At 64.4% G+C, this 18,763-nt stretch carries 17 protein-coding genes and 1 riboswitch; of the genes, 3 read left to right on the forward strand and 14 right to left on the reverse strand.

Annotation, left to right across the window (positions count from 1 at the left end):
* Nucleotides 1-15 precede the first annotated feature (15 nt).
* From ACYQ3G_RS03590 to ACYQ3G_RS03620, 7 genes are all read right to left on the reverse strand, one after another.
* Nucleotides 16-2,439 carry a Lon protease family protein gene (locus ACYQ3G_RS03590; protein WP_459822404.1) on the reverse strand — a complete coding sequence of 808 codons (2,424 nt, stop codon included), beginning with the start codon at nucleotides 2,437-2,439 and terminating at the stop codon, nucleotides 16-18.
* Entirely contained in the window at nucleotides 2,432-2,890 is a 459-nt protein-coding gene (locus tag ACYQ3G_RS03595; protein WP_459822406.1) for an Hsp20/alpha crystallin family protein, read from the reverse strand. Before ACYQ3G_RS03595 ends, ACYQ3G_RS03590 begins: the two co-directional genes overlap by 8 nt.
* Before the next feature lie 29 nt (nucleotides 2,891-2,919).
* Entirely contained in the window at nucleotides 2,920-3,825 is a 906-nt protein-coding gene (locus ACYQ3G_RS03600; protein ID WP_459822408.1) for a hypothetical protein, read from the reverse strand.
* A gap of 29 nt (nucleotides 3,826-3,854) precedes the next feature.
* A complete protein-coding gene (locus ACYQ3G_RS03605; RefSeq protein ID WP_459822410.1) occupies nucleotides 3,855-4,859 on the reverse strand; it encodes an ABC transporter ATP-binding protein in 1,005 nt (334 codons plus the stop codon).
* Nucleotides 4,856-5,548: an ABC transporter permease gene (locus tag ACYQ3G_RS03610; RefSeq protein ID WP_459822412.1), complete on the reverse strand. Its 693-nt coding sequence runs from the start codon at nucleotides 5,546-5,548 to the stop codon at nucleotides 4,856-4,858. Before ACYQ3G_RS03610 ends, ACYQ3G_RS03605 begins: the two co-directional genes overlap by 4 nt.
* A 120-nt stretch (nucleotides 5,549-5,668) precedes the next feature.
* Complete coding sequence (locus tag ACYQ3G_RS03615) at nucleotides 5,669-6,541, reverse strand: ABC transporter substrate-binding protein (protein ID WP_459822414.1); 873 nt, start codon at nucleotides 6,539-6,541, stop codon at nucleotides 5,669-5,671.
* An 87-nt stretch (nucleotides 6,542-6,628) separates the two neighbouring features.
* Nucleotides 6,629-7,201, reverse strand: coding sequence for a FlgO family outer membrane protein (locus tag ACYQ3G_RS03620; RefSeq protein WP_459822416.1), 573 nt, complete (start codon nucleotides 7,199-7,201; stop codon nucleotides 6,629-6,631).
* Between the two features lie 109 nt (nucleotides 7,202-7,310).
* Here ACYQ3G_RS03620 and ACYQ3G_RS03625 point away from each other — a divergent pair, with 109 nt between their 5' ends.
* From ACYQ3G_RS03625 to ACYQ3G_RS03635, 3 genes are all read left to right on the forward strand, one after another.
* Nucleotides 7,311-8,033 (forward strand): hypothetical protein, encoded by a 723-nt coding sequence (locus ACYQ3G_RS03625; RefSeq protein ID WP_459822418.1) that lies wholly within the window; start codon nucleotides 7,311-7,313, stop codon nucleotides 8,031-8,033.
* Nucleotides 8,030-8,785, forward strand: a complete 756-nt coding sequence (locus ACYQ3G_RS03630) for a FlgO family outer membrane protein (protein WP_459822420.1) — start codon at nucleotides 8,030-8,032, stop codon at nucleotides 8,783-8,785. The genes ACYQ3G_RS03625 and ACYQ3G_RS03630 overlap by 4 nt, the downstream gene beginning before the upstream one ends.
* Before the next feature lie 137 nt (nucleotides 8,786-8,922).
* Nucleotides 8,923-9,066: a hypothetical protein gene (locus ACYQ3G_RS03635; RefSeq protein WP_156902481.1), complete on the forward strand. Its 144-nt coding sequence runs from the start codon at nucleotides 8,923-8,925 to the stop codon at nucleotides 9,064-9,066.
* Between the two features lie 94 nt (nucleotides 9,067-9,160).
* Here the strand turns inward: ACYQ3G_RS03635 and ACYQ3G_RS03640 are convergent, their stop codons facing one another.
* The 7 genes from ACYQ3G_RS03640 to qrcB form a co-directional block, all read right to left on the reverse strand.
* Nucleotides 9,161-11,221, reverse strand: coding sequence for a ribonucleoside triphosphate reductase (locus tag ACYQ3G_RS03640; RefSeq protein WP_459822423.1), 2,061 nt, complete (start codon nucleotides 11,219-11,221; stop codon nucleotides 9,161-9,163).
* Nucleotides 11,222-11,255: 34 nt separating this feature from the next.
* A complete protein-coding gene (locus ACYQ3G_RS03645) occupies nucleotides 11,256-11,894 on the reverse strand; it encodes an anaerobic ribonucleoside-triphosphate reductase activating protein (RefSeq protein WP_459822425.1) in 639 nt (212 codons plus the stop codon).
* A 65-nt stretch (nucleotides 11,895-11,959) separates the two neighbouring features.
* Nucleotides 11,960-12,089: riboswitch (cobalamin riboswitch) on the reverse strand.
* A gap of 64 nt (nucleotides 12,090-12,153) precedes the next feature.
* On the reverse strand, nucleotides 12,154-13,350 hold the full coding sequence (locus ACYQ3G_RS03650) for an MFS transporter (RefSeq protein ID WP_459822427.1): 1,197 nt from the start codon (nucleotides 13,348-13,350) through the stop codon (nucleotides 12,154-12,156).
* A gap of 57 nt (nucleotides 13,351-13,407) precedes the next feature.
* Nucleotides 13,408-14,523, reverse strand: coding sequence for an acyltransferase family protein (locus tag ACYQ3G_RS03655; protein WP_459822429.1), 1,116 nt, complete (start codon nucleotides 14,521-14,523; stop codon nucleotides 13,408-13,410).
* A 130-nt stretch (nucleotides 14,524-14,653) separates the two neighbouring features.
* A complete protein-coding gene (gene qrcD, locus ACYQ3G_RS03660) occupies nucleotides 14,654-15,889 on the reverse strand; it encodes a menaquinone reductase integral membrane subunit QrcD (protein WP_156902479.1) in 1,236 nt (411 codons plus the stop codon).
* Nucleotides 15,882-16,652 (reverse strand): menaquinone reductase iron-sulfur cluster-binding subunit QrcC, encoded by a 771-nt coding sequence (qrcC, locus tag ACYQ3G_RS03665; RefSeq protein WP_028576956.1) that lies wholly within the window; start codon nucleotides 16,650-16,652, stop codon nucleotides 15,882-15,884. Before qrcC ends, qrcD begins: the two co-directional genes overlap by 8 nt.
* Before the next feature lie 41 nt (nucleotides 16,653-16,693).
* Nucleotides 16,694-18,754, reverse strand: coding sequence for a menaquinone reductase molybdopterin-binding-like subunit QrcB (gene qrcB / locus ACYQ3G_RS03670; protein ID WP_459822432.1), 2,061 nt, complete (start codon nucleotides 18,752-18,754; stop codon nucleotides 16,694-16,696).
* Nucleotides 18,755-18,763 lie beyond the last annotated feature (9 nt).

Below are 18,763 nucleotides of genomic sequence, written 5' to 3' on the forward strand. Positions count from 1 at the left end.
TGGGCAGTCGCCCGTTCAATCCTTGTCCTTCGTGTTGTTCTCGTCCTTGCCGAACCGGACCATGCCTTCGGCCAGGCTCTTCAAGCGCTCGTCCGCCAGGGCGTAGATGCTGCCCTTGGGGTACGTGCCGTCCTTCCTGCGCGCACCGGCCTTCTTGCCGGTCAGAATCTCGATGCCCTGCTCAATGGTGTCCACGGACCAGATGTGGAACGTACCCCCGCGCACGGCGTCCACGACCTCGGGCTTGAGCATGAGGTCCTTGACGTTGGCCCTGGGGATGATGACGCCCTGCTCGCCGGTCAGTCCGCGCGCCTTGCAGCAGGCGAAGAACCCCTCGATCTTGTGGTTGACTCCGCCGATGGCCTGCACCTCGCCGTTCTGGTTGACGGAGCCCGTCACTGCGACGCCCTGCTTGATGGGCACGCCCGAGAGGCTCGACAGCAGGGCGTACATCTCCGTGGACGAGGCGCTGTCGCCGTCGACCCCGGAATAGCTCTGCTCGAAGGCGATGGACGCGCTCATGGCCAGGGGCTTGTCCTGGGCGAACATCTTGCGCAGGTAGCCGCCGAGGATGAGCACGCCCTTGTTGTGGGTGCTGCCCGACAGGTCGGCCTCGCGCTCGATGTTGATGATGCCGGCCTTGCCCATGGACGTGGCCACGGTGATGCGGCTGGGCTTGCCGAACATGATGTCACCCATGCTGTACACGGCCAGGCCGTTGATCTGGCCGACCTTGACGTCGTCCGTGTCGATCATGATGGACCCGCGGTCGATCATGTCCTGGATCTTTTCCTCGATAAGGCTGGAACGATGGATGCGGGCCTCGACGGCGCGGGCCACGTCGTCACCCATGACCGTGTCCCGGCCGTCCTGTTGGGCGAAATACTCGGCCTCCATGAGCAGGTCCGTCAGCTTGGGGAAGGTGGCGGCCATCTTCTCCTGCCGCCCGCCCATGCGCACGGCCTCCTCCACCAGGGCCGCCACGGCCGTGCGGTCGAAGGGGCGCAGGTCGTGTTCGGTGCAGCGGGCGCGGACGAAGCGGGCGAACTGGCTCACAGCCTCGCCGGTGTTGTCCATGGTCGTGTCGAAGTCCGCCCGGACCTTGAATATCTTGGGCACGTCATCGTCGTAGTGCTGCAGCAGATGGTACATGTACGTGTCGGCCAGGACGATGACCTTGATGTCCATCTCGATGGGCTCGGGCTTCATGGAAGAGGTGGTGAACAGATAGAAGGGGTCGTAGGTCTGGATCTCCATCTTGCGGCTCTTCAGGGCCCGCTTGAGGGACTGCCAGACGCCCGGTTCCATGATGGCGTCCAGGAGGTTCAGGACCAGATAGCCGCCGTTGGCGCGCACGAAGGAGCCGGCCTTGATGCGCGAGAAGTCCGTGCGCCAGACGCCGCTGCGGTCCACGATGCGCTCGATGCTGCCGAACAGGTTGCGGTAGGTCGGGTATTCCTCGATGATGACCGGCGGCCCCTGCTGCTCGGAGTTGTCCACCATCACGTTGACCGTGTACTGCTCGAAGGGGTCGCCCACGGGCATGTGCGGCGGCTGTTCCTGGGCGAAGAAGATGGCGATGTTCTCGACCATGTTGTCGACCATGTGCTGAAAGTACTCGTTCAGCTCCTCGCAGGCGAAATCCTCGCGCAAGGGGGCGATGAGGTCGTCGGCCAGGTTCGAGAACATGGCCTTGTCGGCCTGCCGGTTCTTCTCCTGAATTTCCTTCTGGAGCTGGCGGACCTGCAGGAAGATGGAGTCGATCTCGCTCTTGATCTCGGAATGCTTGGCCTTGATGCGCTCGAACTCGTCGCGGGGGAAGCGGCCCTTGTCGACCATCTGTTCGAGCTTGAGGATCGGGGTGGGTTCGCCGTCGACGACGGGCATGACCTCGGGCGGCTGGCCCTGGCGCCCCTGGAAGGTGACCAGGGCGAAGCCGGCCTCCTTGACCTGCTTTTCGAGATTCATGAAGAAGCTCGCGGTCTTCTTCTCGTAGGCCTCGTTGATTTCGTTCTTGCGGGCAAGATATTCAGGGCTTTCGAAGAGCTTCGGGACCTCCTTCCTCAGTTCGTCCACCAGTCCCTGCATGCTCTTCTTCAGACGCGCGCCCTGCCCCTGGCCCAGGCGCACCAGAATGGGGGCTTCGGGGTCCTTGAAATTGTTCAGGTAGCACAGGTCGCCGGGCACCTTCCCGCCCTCCACGGCCATGGCCAGGACCTTCTTCACGGCGTCCATGCGGCCGGAGCCCGGAGCACCCGTGACCAGAATGTTGTAGCCTGGACGGCGCACCCCGATACCGAAACGCAGGGCTTCCACGCCCCGGTCCTGGCCGAGGATCTCGTCCAGGGGCTCGAGTTCGTCCGTGGTGGCGAAAGGCAGGGTGGAGGTGTCGAGGGTCCACCGCAATTCCTCGGGAGTCAGTCGTAACGATTCACTCATGCCTACCTCGCTCGTTGTTGTGCTCGTTCGCCCGCGTCCGCACCGGCGTGCGGCCCGCGAGCCTGGGCAGGACGATCCTGAGCATCCCGCCCGCGTAGCTGGCGGTCACCTGGTCCGCGTCCACGGCCGAGGAGAGCCGCACGGAACTGGCGAACCCCTGCCGGGAAATGTACAGACTCCCCGCGTCCCGGTCCTCCTCCACCCTTTCGCCGGAAATGGACAGCCTGCTCCCGGACACCGAGACCTTGATGGAACGCGGGTCGAGGTTGGGAACAAGGGCCGTGACAACGATGGCGTCGCCTTCGTTGACCACGCGCACGTCCGGCTCGCAACGCAGCAGCCGAAGATCCAGGGGGCTGCAGAAATCCCGCACGAGGGAGTCGAAGAGCTCCTCCATGTCCTGCCGGAGCTTTCCGAGTTCCGTGCGGTGCCACAAATGCAGATCGGACATATCGCCTCCGCCGCAAAACGTGGAAACTGTCAGAGGCCGGAAAAAAAGGTCCCGAAGGAGATGTTTCCGGCGTCGCCAAGGCAATGAATATCACTCCGGGCGCCGCTGCGGTCAAGCCCGCGTTCGAGGTCGGCTCGCAGAGACGGCAGCCCGGCCTGACGCTGGGCGTGGTCGAAGTCGACGATGAGCAGGCGGACATGCGGGTGGACGTGCAGGGATGGTGGCAGGCGGTAGCGCCGGGAATGGCGGGTGTCGAGGGTGGCGCCGCGCTCCAGGAGACCGCTGACCCAGGCTGAGGCGGCCGCCTGGCCCGCGAGCCGGCGGTCCATTTCCCGCATCCGCCAGACGATGCCCCCGCGCCCCTTCAGGCGCAGGTCCCCGTCGGCGTAGCGCCGCAGCAGAAACAAAACGGCCACGCCCTGCGGCGACAGGGCCACGAGATCGACCCTGCCCACGTCAAGGGGGGCTTCAAGCGGGGCGTCAAGGGCCAGGACGCAGGCGTGGCGGAGGAAGAGGCGATCCAGGATGGCCTGGCGGCGGTCCACATGACGGCAGGCATGGCGGCGGACATGATCGTAGTGTTCGGCCAGTTCGGACAGGGTCTGGACCGAGCGGGCGCAGGCCACGCCGTCCCCGAGCACGGTCCGCCCTCCCGGATGGGTCAGCAGAAGGTGCCCTGGCTCGATACGGCATTGCGGCTCGCCGCCGCGCAGCCCGATCTCGGCGAAAACGTTCCCGCGCAGCCGCACCACGACCCCTGATGCGTCGATCCTGGGGACGGCCTCGGCATCAGCCTCGATCTTCGACCACCAGCCGCCCTCGTCGCGGCGGAGACGGTTGAGGGTCGAGCACAGTTCCCGCCAGGCGGATTCGCCAGGGCGGACGTGGGGACGGGTGGCCGCACCGGACGCGGGGATAAGGTCGTGGGGCATCATCGTGGTCTGTCTTCCTGGTGGCGGCGGGATCAGTGCCCGGCATGGCATTCGACTGCCTCGGGTCGAATCTCGGCCAGGACCATATCCCCGACGGTCAGACCCGCCGCCCTGAAATCAACAAGTGGCATCTGCACATCCAGGGGGCGCCCCAGATTGACGCTCAAGGCCACTGTGTCCCCTTCCAGACGAATCTTGGCCAAAGGGCCGCAGTTGAGCCCCGTCTCCAGGGTCCGCTGCAGGCGCACCCCTTCGGGGTCGATGGATATCCTGACCCTCCCCGGCTCACAGCCGTTGACGGGCACGCGAAAATTCTCTGCGATCCGGCACCATGCCTGTCCGTCCGTCACGTTCGTGATCCCGGCGTAAGAATTGGCGCGAGAACGGTGCACCAGCTTCCCGTCCTCCAGGAAGATGACGTGCGGGCACAGGGCCCAAGCCTGTGAGCGGTTGTGGGTGCAGAGCACGATGGTCGTGTCCCCTCTGTCGCGCAGCTCGGCCACAACCTGCTCGATGACGATTCGGTTCTGCGTGTCCACGCTGGCCGTGGGTTCGTCCAGCAGGAGCACTTTCGGGTTGTTGGCCAGGGCCCTGGCGATGGCCACGCGCTGGGTTTCGCCCCCGGATAGGCGTGGGGCATAGACCTCGGACAAGTGGGACAACCCCACCAGTTCCAGCGCCCCGTCCACCAGCCTGTTGCGCTCCGCCCTGGCCACTCCCCGGATGGCCAGGCCGTATCCCACATTCTCGCGCACGCTGCGGCTGAACATGACCGGGTGCTGTTCAACAAGAGCGACCTGGCGCCGCAGTGGACGCAAGCTGGATTCTTTCCAGAGCACTGGCTCGCCCTGAAAAAGGACCCGCCCCTCGTGAGGCGCGGTCAGAAAGGACAGTATCCCCAGGAGCGTCGACTTGCCGGCCCCGTTTGGCCCTTGCAGGGAATAGGCGAGTCCATGCTCGATCCCGAGCCGCGGCAGATCGAGCACGACCCGTCCGTCGTAGGCCATGCGCACGCCGTGGAGTTCGAAAAGGCTCATCGCTGCGTCCTCCCCTGCACGTACCCGAGCAGCACGTTGACCACAAGGCTGATGGTCAAAAGCACGATGCCCAGCCCCAGGGCCAGCACGAATTCGCCCTTGTCGTATTCCAGGGCCATGGCCGTGGTCATGGTCCGGGTGAAGCCCCTGGCGTTGCCGCCGAGCATCATGGAGATGCCGATCTCGGAGATGACCCTGCCGAACGCGGCCACGATGGCGGCCATGATGCTGAATCGCGCCTCGCGCAGGACCACCAGGGCCACCTGCCACGAGGACGCGCCCAGAGTCAGGGCCGTGCGCCGGTAGCGGTCGTCGATTCGACCGACGGCCGCGATGGTGAAGGCCACGATAATGGGCGTGATGAGAATGATCTGGCCGACGATCATGGCCTTCTGGGAATAGAGCCAGCCAAGCTGACCGAGCACGCCGCGCCGGGACAGCAGCGAGTAGACCAGCAGGCCGATGACCACGGTCGGCAGGGCCAGCATGGTGTTGAAAAAGGTGATGACCGCCTGCTTGCCCCTGAAACTGGCGATACCGATCAAAAAACCCGCCGGCACGCCGATGACGCAAGCAGCCAAGGTGGCCCAAAAGCTGACGTTGAGCGATACGCCGACGATATGCAGAAGTTCCCTGTCAAAGCTGAACAACAGTTGGAGCGCCGCCCAGAGACTATCCCAAAAAAACATGCATACCCCTGAAATGAAGGCCCTCGGGAAAAAAAGGCCCGCTCGAGGAGCGGGCCGCAAACGTCAATTCCCCGGACGCCTGGACGTGGCGTCCGGCGCGCGAAATCGAGCCGCCTCGGCCTATTTCGCGTCGGGGAAGAAGAGCTGCTTGTCAAGCAGCTTGAAGTCGCCGATGACCTTCTGTCCGCGCTCTGAGACGAGCCACTTGGCAAAAGTCTCCGCCAGGTCGAAGCGCACATGGGGGTGCTTGGCCGGATTGACCGGGATGACGCCATAGGGGTTGAAGAGCGTCTTGTCGCCTTCGCTGATGGACTCGAGCTGCAGGCCCTCGGGCCGGCCATACTTGTACTGGACGTAGGTCCCGCGGTCCGTGATGGTGTAGCCCTGCTTCTCCTCGGCAAAGGTCAGGGTCTTGCCCATGCCCTGGCCGATGGACATGTAGCCCTTCATGCCTTCGGGGTGCACGGTCTTGAACTTCATTTCCTTGTCCTTGGCCTTGAAGACGGTATCCTCTTCCTTCAGGGGCAGCCCCGTGGCCTTCCAGAGCTCCTGCTCCTTGGCGTGGGTGCCGCTGTCGTCGCCGCGGGAGACGAAGACCGCCTCGGACTGGGCGATCCTCTTCATGGCCGCCGCCGCGTCGGGGCCCTTGGCGCCGGCAGGGTCAGCGGCCGGACCGATCAGCAGGAAGTCGTTGTACATGACGTAATAGCGCTTGGTGCCAAAGCCGTCGGCCACGAACTTCTCCTCGCGGGCCGGGTCATGCACGAAAATGACGTCCACGTTGCCGTCGATGCCGTCCTTGATGGCCGCGCCCGTGCCCTTGGCCATTACCTGGACGTCGATGCCCGTGTCCTTCTTGAACTCGGGCAGAAGCACCTCAAGCAGTCCCGAAGACTCGGTGCTGGTGGTGGTGGACATCTTCAGCACCTTGTCCTGGGCCATGCCCGTGACAGGCAGCAACAACAGCGCGAATACCAAGAGCAATTTCTTCATGCTTCCTCCGAATATGTAAAGATTGACACACGAATCCCCACATAAGTCAATCTTGGCACAAGAACAAGCACGAAGCGGGCGGGCGCGTCATCTGAGAATCGTTTCCACTGAAGGCTGAACGGCAGCAGGCCTTCCGTCGGCCTTCTGCTGGCGGACATACGGCAGGGAAAAATCCGAAGAGGCCAGGGCGATGCCGTCGCTGGCCCGCAGGACGCGAGCGTTGACGTACATCTGGCGCCCCACGACCGTGTACGTCCCGACCAGGATGGAATATGCGGCTGAATCGGTGTTGATCTCGGCGATGTCGCGGGACAGGGCCATGACGCCGCCGGACGGATCGACGCGCAGCTGGTCTGATCGCAGCTGGATTTCCGTCACGGAGTAGCCGTGCTGGCTGAGCCGCGAGGCGACCTGTTCCGACAGGAGCCTGCCGAGATCATTGGCGTTCTCCATGTTGGCCGAATCGACGAAGGATGCCGCGAGCATGGGGTAGGACGCCACCGGGCCGCCCGAAAGCTGCGCGTGCAGATGGTCCCCCGCCTTGTAGGAAAAATCCAGCAGGCGCGGCTCGGCAGGGCCCGAGGCCTTGCCGACGAAGGCCGGTAGCTGGATGCAGCCGCACAGGAACACGCTCGCCAGAGCGATGAATATTCTGGACATGGTCGAACCCCCCGGAGAAAAATGCCGACTGACCACGGCAAAGCATGGCCCGTGCCAAAGGCCTGCCGCCTGACCTTAAGTTTTCTTTGGCGCGGCCGATAACCTGATCATGGAAAGAACCGATTTCAAGGAGCACGTCATGCGCCTGACCGCCCTTCTCGCCCTTTTAGCCGCGCTGTCCCTGGCCGCCTGCTCCCCGGCCGGCATCAACAGCGCGCAGTCCGACAGCTTTGCCACGGCCCAGGCTCCCCTGGCTTCCGGGTACCCGCTGTCCTCCCAGCCCAAAATGCAGGCCATGGCTCACTGGGACAGTCTGGCGGCCACGGTCGCCGGCAATTGCGCCAAAGCGCTGGAACATTTCCATCCCGAAGGGGACGTCCGCGTCTACGTCGCCCCCGCGCCGGCCACCACGTTCGGCAAAACCTACCGCGAAGCGCTGCTGACCCGCCTGGTGGACTACGGCGTGCCGGTCTCCTTCACGCCGGACGGAGCCGCCGTTCTGGAAGTGGGCGTGGAAACGGTCACGCACCGCCGGACCCTCACGCGGAACCGGTCGGGCCGCCTCCTCATCGCGGATCCGGATTTCGTGCAGGCCAAAGACGACAAGGGACGCTACCCCGAGGTGCCCATGGTGTCCGAGGAGAGCGGCCTTTTCGACCCGCAGACGCCGCAGACGGAAATCCAGGTCACCTCCGCCCTCGTGCACAACGGCGGCTACCTGTACCGGGATTCGAGCATCTTCTACGTCGACGGCCGCGACATGGCCCAGTACAAGCTCGGCGCGCCGAGCGGGGACGTCGAGCTCAAACGCTATTCGCTGGTGAACAAATGACCCGCGCCATCCTGCTCCTCTGCGCCCTGTTCTGCGCCATCCCAGCCCCCGGCACGGCCGGCTGCGGGGCGTCGCGCATCGAGGAACTCTGCACCGCCCTGGCCGACAGCCTGGCCGGGAACCTCCAGGTCCGCCTGGACCGGTCCACCGCCATCATGACCGCCCCCTTCGCGGACCTGAACGACCTCAGGTCGACATCCCCCCTGGGGCGCATCCTGGCCGAGGAAACCGGCAACGCCTTCGCACGCCACGGGTACCGCGTGGCCGACACCCGCGCCTTCATGCCGAGCCCTTACAGCCTCAAGGAGAACGGGGAGACGGCCCTGTCCGGCAGCCCGGATCAGGCCGGCTCGACCTCGGGCCTGCAGGCCGTGCTGACCGGCACATACACCCTGGCCGACGGCGGGGTGCGGGTCAGCGCGCGCATCGTGCAGACCGCGGACCACGTCGTCCTGGCATCGGCCTCGTGCCGCCTGCGCCTGACCGAGGAGGTCCACATCCTCATGGGGGCGGCACCGTCAGCCGTCAAGACAAAGACCGCCCCCGCCCCGCTGCTCGACCTCAAACACAAATCCGACGCCAAGCGCGTCCAGCAGGCCCTGGCCGCCCAAGGCCTCTACAAGGGCAAGATCGACGGCGCGTGGGGCAAAAGATCCAAGGCCGCCCTGGCCCGTTTCCGCGCGTCATTGGCTATGCCGGCCGCCGCCCAGTGGGACCGGGCCACCCAGGACGCCCTGCTGCCGCCGTCCTGACAGGCCAGCGACCTGAAATCATACAAAAATAGAATCGTCAGAAATTCACTTGACGAACAGATCTTTCGCGCCTAATTGACCATCGCTTCAAAACGACATTCACAAAATTTACCATATTTCAGAATATGAGGTTCATCATGCGCGAAATTACCGTCTTTCTGCACTCCCAGAAAATCAACCGGCCCGAACCGGTCATCTCCAAGGCCATCCTCCGGCTGGCCGCCGGGCTGCGCTCCGTCTTCAGCAGCCTGGGGCAGGGGAACCGGACGACGCTGCGCTGACTCCCCTCCCGGCGCCCCGGGACCTGGCCTGCAACGTCGAACGGCCGGACTGCACAAGCAGCCCGGCCGTTTTCTTTTTGTTTCCCGCGAGGGCCTAGGCGCCGAAGCAGGAGGCCTGGGAGTATTCCACACGGTCCTTGTACTCGGCCTGCTTGCCGCGGTTCCACATCTTGACCGGCCGGTAGTAGCCCACCACCCGGGTGTAGACCTCGGTCTCCTGGCCGCAGCGCGGGCAGGTGGCCTGCTCGCCCGTGAGGTAGCCGTGGTCCTTGCAGATGGAGAAGGTCGGCGTGACGGAGATGTAGGGGATCTTGGTCTCGCTCAGAGCCTTGACGATGAAGCTCCGCAGGGCCTTGATGTCCGGCACCGACTCGCCCAGGAAGCTGTGGAACACGGTGCCGCCGGTGTACATGGGCTGCAGGCGGTTCTGGTGCTCCAGTGCCGTGAAGATGTCCGTGGTGTGGCCCACGGGCAGCAGGGTCGAGTTGGTGTAGTAGGGCACGCCGTTGCCCGAGGCCTGAATGTCGGCGTAGAGCTTCTTGTCGATCTTGGCCAGGCGGTAGCTCGTGCCCTCGGCCGGCGTGGCTTCGAGGTTATAGAGGTTGCCCGTCTCCTCCTGGAAGCGCGCCGTGATGGTCCGCAGATGGTCCAGGGTGCGGATCATGAGCCTGGTCCCGGCGTCGGTCTCGATGCCCTTGCCCAGGAGGTTCAGGCAGGCCTCGTGGCCGCCCAGGATGCCGATGGTGCTGAAGTGGCCGCGGAAGCCGTTCTTGAGGTAACGCCGGGAGAAGGGGAACATGCCCTTGTCCATGTTGTCCGCGACCATCTTGCGCTTGAACTCCAGGGAATCCTTGGCCAGGGCCGCGTACTCGCCGACCAGATCCAGGAAGTCCTCCTCGCCCTGGGCCAGGTAGGCCAGCTTGGGCAGGTTCAGGGTGACCACGCCGATGGAGCCCGTCAGGTCGCCGGCGCCGAAGAGGCCGCCCGTGCGTTTGCGCAGCTCGCGCAGGTCCATCTGCAGGCGACAGCACATGGAGCGCACGTCCTCGGGCTTGAGGTCGGAGTTGATGAAGTTCTGGAAGTACGGGGCCCCGTACTTGGCCGTGAGCTTCAGCAGCAGTTCGCCGACCTCGGATTCCCACGGGAAGTCGGGGGTCACGTTGTAGGTCGGGATGGGGAAGGAGAAGATGCGGCCGTGGTAGTCGCCCTTGAGCATGACTTCCAGGAAGGCGCGGTTGATCATCTCCATCTCCGCGCCATATTCTCCGTAGGTGCTGTCCTGCAGGGCCCCGCCGATGATGACCGCCTCGGAGGCGATGTGTGCCGGCGGGGTCAAATCGAAGGTCAAATTCGTGAACGGGCTCTGCCCGCCCCAGCGCGAGGTCGTGTTCAGGTTGAAGACGAACTTCTGCATGGCCTGCTTGACTTCGTCGTAGTTCAGGCCGTCATGGCGCACGAAGGGGGCGAGGTAGGTGTCGACGTTGTTGAAGGCCTGGGCGCCGGCCCATTCGTTCTGCAGGGTGCCCAAAAAGTTGACCATCTGGCCCAGGGCCGCGTCGAAGTGGCGCGAGGGGCCCGAGGAGCAGCGGCCTTCGAGGTTGAAGCCTTCCAGCAGCAGGTCGCGCAGGGACCAGCCGGCGCAGTAGCCGGCCAGGCCGAAGGACAGATCGTGGATGTGAAAATAGCCGTGCTCGTGGGCCTGCCGGATTTCCTCGGGGTATTTCTCCAGGGAGTAGCGGGCCTGGACCGAGCCCGAGAGGTGCAGCATGAGCCCCTGGAAGGAGTGGGCCATGTTGGCGTTCTCGCTCACGCGCCAGTCGGACTTGTTCAGGTAGCTGTCGATGGTCTCGGTCACGTCCAGGAACGTCTCGGTCTGGCTGCGGATCTGGCGGCGCTTTTCGCGGTACACGATGTAGCGGCGTGCGACGTGATAGAGGCGGGACTCCATGAGCACCTGCTCGACGGTGTCCTGCACGAGTTCCTGTTCGGGATTGTCCATGCCGTCGAGCTTGGCCTCCACCTTCCCGGCCAGGCGTTTGGCCAGGAGGGGGTCCTTGATGCCGCTGGCGTTCAGGGATTTGAGGATGGCCTGGGCAATGCGGTCCACGGACCAGGATTCAATCCGTCCGTCACGTTTCACAATCTGCTGGGGCATGAATACTCCGATCGAAAAATCTGGTTTGAGGTTCTCAAGAAACGTCCGCGGCACTTCGGGGCGGCACGAACTCCTGGAAGGACAGGAGCTGGTCCGCGGGCACCTGGGCTCTCGTCTCCTCCAGATCATCCGGGGAAAGGGCCGGGACCTTGGTGCAGCGGAAATAGACGCGACCCGGATACTCGGCGGCCAGGCCGAAAACCCGCTCCAGAGACTGCCTGGCCCCTTGGGGCGTCATGGCGCGCCCGGTCAGTTCCGGGTACATCCGCCACGGCCCCTTGACGTCAACGGCCACGGTCTGGACCAGGTTCTCCCTGAGCAGATCGGCCAGGACATCGGGGGCAGAGCCGTTGGAATCAAGCTTGACCGGAAGGCCCGTGACCGCAAGGTCGGCGAGCAGCTCCGGCAGGCCGTCCAGACAGGTCGGTTCGCCGCCGGACACGGTGATCCCGTCCAGCCAGCGGCGGCGCCTGCCGAGGTCGGCCAGCACCGTCGCCCTGTCCAGGGCGGGCAGTTTCTCCCAGGTCCAGGCCAGGGAGGCGTTATGGCAGGTCGGGCAGCGCAGGTTGCAGCCGCCGGTGAAAAGCACGCAGGAAACCCTTCCGGGCCAGTCGCACAGACTCACCGGCTCAATGCCGCGCACGCGATCCCAGACAGGGCTCGTGTCCGTCATGTCAGCTCGAAGTTTTGGACGTTTCTTTCTGAATATCTCAACGCCCTGCATCCGCGTGCAGAGGGTTAAGAGAAATGCTTCAGACCGGTTTTCTGGCTCGCCCTTTGGGGCTTACAGTGGCGGGACCGCCCCGGATTCGCACCGGGTTCCCAGGCTCCTGAAGTGGATCAGCGGAACGGAGTCATTCTTAATCGATCCGACTCGCTGCGGCAACCGAAACCTTTTCCACACGGCCTCCAAAGCATTGTGGAAGGGCAAACTAGATTTTGGAATCCGGATGGTTGCGGCGCAAAAATTCTCTCCCCACCAGGGGCAGCGCCACCGCAAATGCACAGGCCAGGGTCAGGAAGGTCGCGGGCAACCCTTCGGCATCGGCCAGTCGGCCCACCAGGGGGCCGGTCAGGACGAAACCCAACCGGAACACCAGGCTGTGCAGAGAAAGGATGCTCGCCCGGTTGCGGCGCTCGCTCAGGGCCTGCAGCCGGGAGCGCATGAGCGGGCCCTGCAGGCCGCGCATGGCCGTGAGCAGGTAGTAGAAGGCAAAGCTTCCTAGGGCTGTGGAAAAGCCAAGGCCGGCATAGGCGGCGACGATGAGCAGGAAGAAGAGCCCGTACATGCCCCGCATGCCGATGCTCCGCTGCACCCTGTGGCTGCCTGAGGCGGCCAGGGCCACGACCAGGTTGGCGCCGGCCCAGGCCGGGCCGAACCAGCTCAGAGGAACGCCGCAGGCCTGCATGTGGGGTTGGATGAGCCAGACCATGTAGAAGGAGGCCAGGCCCAGAAGCGTCCCGCTCAGAATGGTCGACCGGATGGCCGGGCTGGTGAAGGCCAGGCGACACACGCCCAGGGCCTCGGCCAGATGGGAGGTGACATGTCCGCCGTCATCCCCGACGGGCTCTCGCAGGCTCAGGCACAGCCCCAGGGCCAGGGTCCAAACGGCGATCTGCGCCACAAAGGGCATGAGCGGCCACTGGGCGTACATGAAGCCCGCCATAAGCGCCCCGGCCGCCTCGCCGCCCTGGGCCCAGCCGACCATGCGACCGTCGCAGCGCGCGTAGAGATCCACCCTGTCGGCGGCCCGCAGGCTTTCGAAGAGAAGCGCCGTGTCGGAGCCGCTGATAAAGGCGTAGCTCACCCCGAGCAGCAGCTCCGCCAGCAGGACGCCCCAGAAGGTCTCGGCGGCAAGATACCACCCCCAGCCCAGGAGCCCGAAGACGCAGGCCGTGACCAGAGCGAAGCGGTACCCGAGCCGGTCGCTGACGTAGCCCGAGGGGTATTCCATCACGACGCTGGCCAGGGAGAAGAACACCTGCAGGGTCAGGATCTCGGTCAGCGACAGGCCGATTTCGTCCTTCCAGAAGAGGGTGATGACGGCCATGGGAAAGAGCGTCATCTTCAGGGCCGCAAAGACATTGAGAGTCAGAAGCGTCCTGCGCAAACCGCGCTCGTCGGCCATCACCGCCACCTCCCGGCACCTGCCGCGGGCAGGATGCGCAGCGTATTCACGACGTCCCTATCCGCGCACCAGCGGACCGAAAAACATCCCCGACTCTCGAGGCTTGCCCACAAGCTGGGGGATGGCCCGGTTCAGGGCGTGAATGACAGGCACGCTCGCCGCGATGCTGCAGACGGTGACCGCGGAGCTGACGAGAAAGATCGATCCCCCGTCCCCGGGGAACGCGGCCAGGGCCCATGCGGCCAGAGGTTTATTGACGAAGTGATAGAAGACCCCGTTCATGGCCAGCAGGATCATGCCGTTGCGGCCCAGCAATGTCAGATACGAAGACCTCTGCAACGCCTTGCCCAGGGCCAGGACCATGCACGTGCCCGCCAGGGCCGTGAAGGGGAACCACAGGAAATGGCCATGCCCCGAAAGAAGAATGATGACTGCCTGCAGATAGCGGAAAGGGCCCTGGTTGAGGTCGAAGGTCAGATGCACCGCTGCGGCCGAGACCAGAAAGATGGCGACAGCCGTCCCGGGCCCGACCCTGTCCAGCACCCGTGTGCGTCCCAGGAGAACCCCGATGAGATAGAACGCGTACACGACCGGCACCTCGTGTAGAAGCCAGAAGCTCATGTTCTGCCCGAAGAAGAAATACCGCTCGTTGAGGGCGTACCCGCCGATGTAGCAGGCCGCTGCGGCCAGCAGGATGCGCCGGGGGGTGTTCAACGCCCAACCGGCCAGACGGTGCACGCACTCCACGCTGACGAGGCAGGCCACGAACCACAGGGGAACGCAGAAAAGCGGGAACCCCATGGCCGTGGCCACGGTGGCCTGCAGGTAGCCGGCCGGCTTCGAGAGGTCGACGATGGGAAACCACCCCGGCAGAAACAGGGAGATGAGGGCCAGGACAAGGCTGAAAAACAGGTACGGCACGATCCTGCCCGCCCAGGTCGAAGCCACGAAGGCCTTCGGCGGCACGACGGCCGGACGCGCACCGCGGACCAGGCCGGACAGCACGAAGAAGAGGATCATGTGAAAGGAGTAGATCCATTTGTACTGCAAAGCCGCAGCAGGGTTCTGCAGGTACATGGTCTGCTCGACGAAATGGCCGTAATAGACCAACCCGAGCCCCAAGGCTCGTGCCGCGTCGACGGCGTCCAGACGCCCTTCCCCGTTTCGAATCATGACGGCTCCTCGCGCTGTGTTGCGGTCCGGCACGGTGCCGGTCCAAGGTCGAAGATGAGCACAACCGCCCGCCTTTTGTCACCAATAAAAAAGGCCCCCGAAGGGGCCTTGGTGTAGAGCGGGATGAGTCCTACTTGTTCAGCTTCACTTCCTGGGGGAAGATCGGCAGATACCGGTAGGAAAGGCTCATGACCAGGAAGCCGTAGGCCACGATCATACCGGAGGTGGACCATTCGGCCCAGTTAGGGGCGTAGGACGTCCAACGGTCGAAGGGCATGACCGGGATGGCCAGGGCCTGGACCGTGAAGACGAAACGGTTGATGGTCACACCGATGGCGGTCATGACCGCGGCGGTGTACATCAGTGCAGGACGCTCGCGCACCCAGGGAGTGATCAGCATCACGGCCGGGATCACGCCAAACCAGAAGAGTTCGAGCCAGAGCAGGATCTGCCCGTAGCCATACTCGCTGTTGTACATCTGGTCGAAGGTCAGCCCCATGCCGGGCAGGATGCCCTTGGCCCAGGCGTAGGTATCGATGATCTTGAAGAAGATGTAGACGCACAGGAGCAGACCGGAGATCTTGCCCATGAGCTTCTTGGTCTCGTAGCTGACCAGCTTGCGGCCGGTGATGGCTTCCATCAGGGCGGCGCAGATCATGGTGAAGCCGGGACCGGAGGCAATGGCCGAGGAGATGAACAGGAAGAAGGTCCAGGGCCAGATGAAGAAGCCTTCGCGGAACACGAACGGACGGCCGAAGAGCACGCCGTACATGCCGCCCAGGGAACCCTGGTGGAAGAAGGACAGGAAGGTACCGATGCCGGCAAAAAGCGGCATGTACACGTGGAAGTTGTGGGCCAGATGGTGGCAGAACCGGTTCTCGTTGATCTTGCGGTTCTCCAGGATGAGCGGAACGTACTCGATGATCAGCACCGTGCAGTAGCAGGTGATGCAAAAGATGACTTCCGTCAGCATGGAGTGGACGTTGGGATGCCAGTAGCCGAACCAGGCCCGCAGCGGCTGGCCGATGTCCAGCACCAGGACGAGCATGGCGCCGGAGTAGCACAGGAACCCGACGATGACCGCCAGGTTGATGATGTTTTTCAGTTCGTCGATGCGGATGATGTACCGCAGGAAGCCGGAGAAAAAGGCGCCGGCGCCCAGGGCGATGACCGCCAGGTCAAAGGTGATCCACAGCCCGAACCCGAAGTAGTTGTCCAGTCCGGTCACGCCGATGCCGGTTCCCAGCACCTTGAACGCGCCGTATCCGCCCCAGGCGAGGAAGATGCTGATCACGCCCAACCAGGCCAGGAACTTCCCAACAGAACAACGTTCCACCCCTTCGGGCCAGTACGCTCTATCAGACATGTTCGCCTCCCTTCGCATTCTTCAGGTAGTTGTCCCCGAGTTTCCTCACCCACTCGCGCTTGGAGTAGTAGTAGACCTGCGGGTCGGTGCCGAGCTTGACCAGCAGGCGGAAGGCGTTCTCGGACGCGGCCAGCTTGCTGACTTCATGCTCGGGGTTGTTCAGATCGCCGAACTTGATCGCACCCGTGGGGCAGACCTCGGCGCAGGCCGGGATGTATGCGTCCTCGGCCAGCTCCGTCGGGTCCTCGCCGTTCATGCGGGCCTGTTCCTTGGCCGCCATGAAACGGTGATGGCAGAAGGTGCACTTCTCGACCACGCCGCGGGGACGGGTCGACGTATAGGGGGTCAGTACCTTCTCCATGCCCTCGGGCCAGATCGGATCGAACCAGTTGAAGTAGCGGGCATGGTACGGGCAGGCCGCCATGCAGTACCGGCAGCCGATGCACCGGGGGTAGATCTGGCTGACGATGCCGCCCTCCTCGTCCTTCAGGGTCGCCACGACGGGGCAGACCGTGGAGCACGAAGGCTTGCCGCACTGCATGCAGGGGCGAGGCAGATAGGCCACCTCATGGTCCGGGAAGGGCTTTTCGTTGGACAACTCGTATATGTTCATCCAGTCGTTGGTGCGCAGCTTGTTGGATGCGTCGACCTCGGGCGGCAGGTTGTTCTCCGCCTTGCAGGCCACGGAGCAGGCACCGCATCCGGTGCACTTGTCGAGATCGACAACCATGCCCCATTTCACCTTGAATTCTTTTGCTTGCATTGTGGGTATCCTCTTCTTTTCGCCAGGTGCTTACGGAACGACTACGCCTTGCTCACAGTGACCCGCGCCGTGGCGAACCGGGACAGGCCGGTTTCGCCTTCGGCCTCGGCGGCCAGCAGCTTGAAGACATTGTCTCCCTTGCCTCTGGAAAAATCATCCCAGGCGGTATGGCCGAACCCGAGGGGGGCCACCACGGTATCGTTCATGACGCCTTCGAAGATGCGCACGCGGGCCTTGCACTCGCCGGAAGCGGCGGAGAGCTTGACCGCGTCATCCTTCTTCACGCCCAGATTCTTGGCCGTCGCGCCGTTCATCAGCACGTACATGTCCTTGCCGAGCATCTCGTTGAAGCGGATGGCATTGGTGTTGAACGGCGGGATGGCGACCTTGGCGCTGCCGACCTTGAGCTGGAAGGCCACGGCCAGGGCCAGGGACTTGCCGTCCGCGGCGGCCACAGGGATCTCCTTGAGCGGGGTCGCCCACAGGGCCAGTTCCTGGACCGGGAATTCCTCACCGAGCCAGGGACCACCCTCGACCAGGGCGTCGAAATCGGCGCCCAGGGCCTCGGCCTTGGCCTTGACCACGTCCTCGAAGGTCTCGAAGCCCAGTTCCAGTCCGGCCTTGGCGGCCACGGACAGGATCACGTCGCCGGCGGGCTTGGTGTCGTAGACGGGCTTGATGATGGCGCCCGCCACCGTGTAGTTGGGCTGGCCGGAACCATACGGGGAGTAGGCGTCGTCCAGGCGCTCGAAGGCGTAGCAGTCGGGCATGATCAGGTCGGCCATGGCCGCGGTCTCGTCCATGAAGGGGCTGAAGGAGACCACGAAGCCGGCCTTATCGATGGCGGCCTGGGCCTTGGCCAGGTTCGGCATGGCATAGGCCGGGTTGGCGGCGTGGACCATGAGCAGGGCCGGGGCCTCGACTGCGCCTTCGGCGACGGAGGTCAGGTAGCCGGCGAGGTCGGCGGCGAGCAGGGCCTTCTTTTCAGGGGCGGACTCGACGACCTTGGGGCTCCAGGGCAGAATGCGCACGCCGCCGACGGTGTTGACCCGTTCCAGCAGCAGGTTGAGGCTCATGCCCGCGGCCATCTCGAAGGCGCCCAGACCCTGTCCGGCGCCGGCGGCGGTCAGGACCAGCGGACGGCCCGCGCGGACCAGTTCCTGGGCCAGGCCCTTGATCACGTCGACGGAAACGCCCGTGATTTCCGACACCTTTTCAGGTGCGTATGCGGACTGCACGAACTTGGCGAAATCGGCGTACCCGGCCCAGGAGGCGCGGTCACGGCCGCCTGCGGAGATCACCGCCGCCAAGCCCAAGGCCAGCACGGCTTCGGTGCCGGGGGCGCAGGGCACCCAACTGTCGCAGACCGCGGAGGTGCCGTTCTGGGCAGGCCCCACGTAAACGAACTTCACGCCCTTTTCGCGACTGGCACCCAAGGCCTTGCCGTTGCGGGCCACGTTGCCCCAGGAGCCCAGGGCGTCGGCGCCGAGCAGGAGCACGTAGCTCGCGTTCTCGATGTCGTAGCCGACCTGGCCGTCCCCGCCGATCATGGCCAGGGCCGCGGCGGCCGGGGCGCTTTCGCCCGGCATCAGAAAAGTCTTGTCGGATCCGGCCTTGCCTACCAGGCCAGCCAGCACGTCGGTTACGGAGCCGGTCTCATCGCCGCTGATCATGGCCACGCCGGCGCCGGCTTCCTTGATCTTCCCGGCCAGGAGGTCTTCGGCCTCTTCCCAGCTGATGTCCTTGAAGGACGAGCCGTCCTTGAGCTTGGGGTTCTTCACCCGCGAGGGGCTGTAGAGCATGTGCACGCTGGCCGCGCCAAGGGGGCAGATACCGCCCTGGCTCAGGGGGTGGTCCGCGTCGCCTTCGGCGGCGACGGGGCGGCCGGCCACGGTCTTGACCTGGATGCCGTAGGCGTCGGCGCCGAGCTTGCACAGGGCCGGAACCTTCGCTTCCTCGCCGTACTGCAGCCGCGGAATCCAGGGCCAGTTCTGGGTCCAGATGGACACGTCATCAAGGGATTTCCAGATCACGGGAGTGAAGAGGCTGCCCGCCACACCGCCAGCCACCAAGGAAATAAAGCTTCTTCTGTCGATTCCCATCGTAACTCG

Source organism: Desulfomicrobium salsuginis (assembly GCF_054657795.1).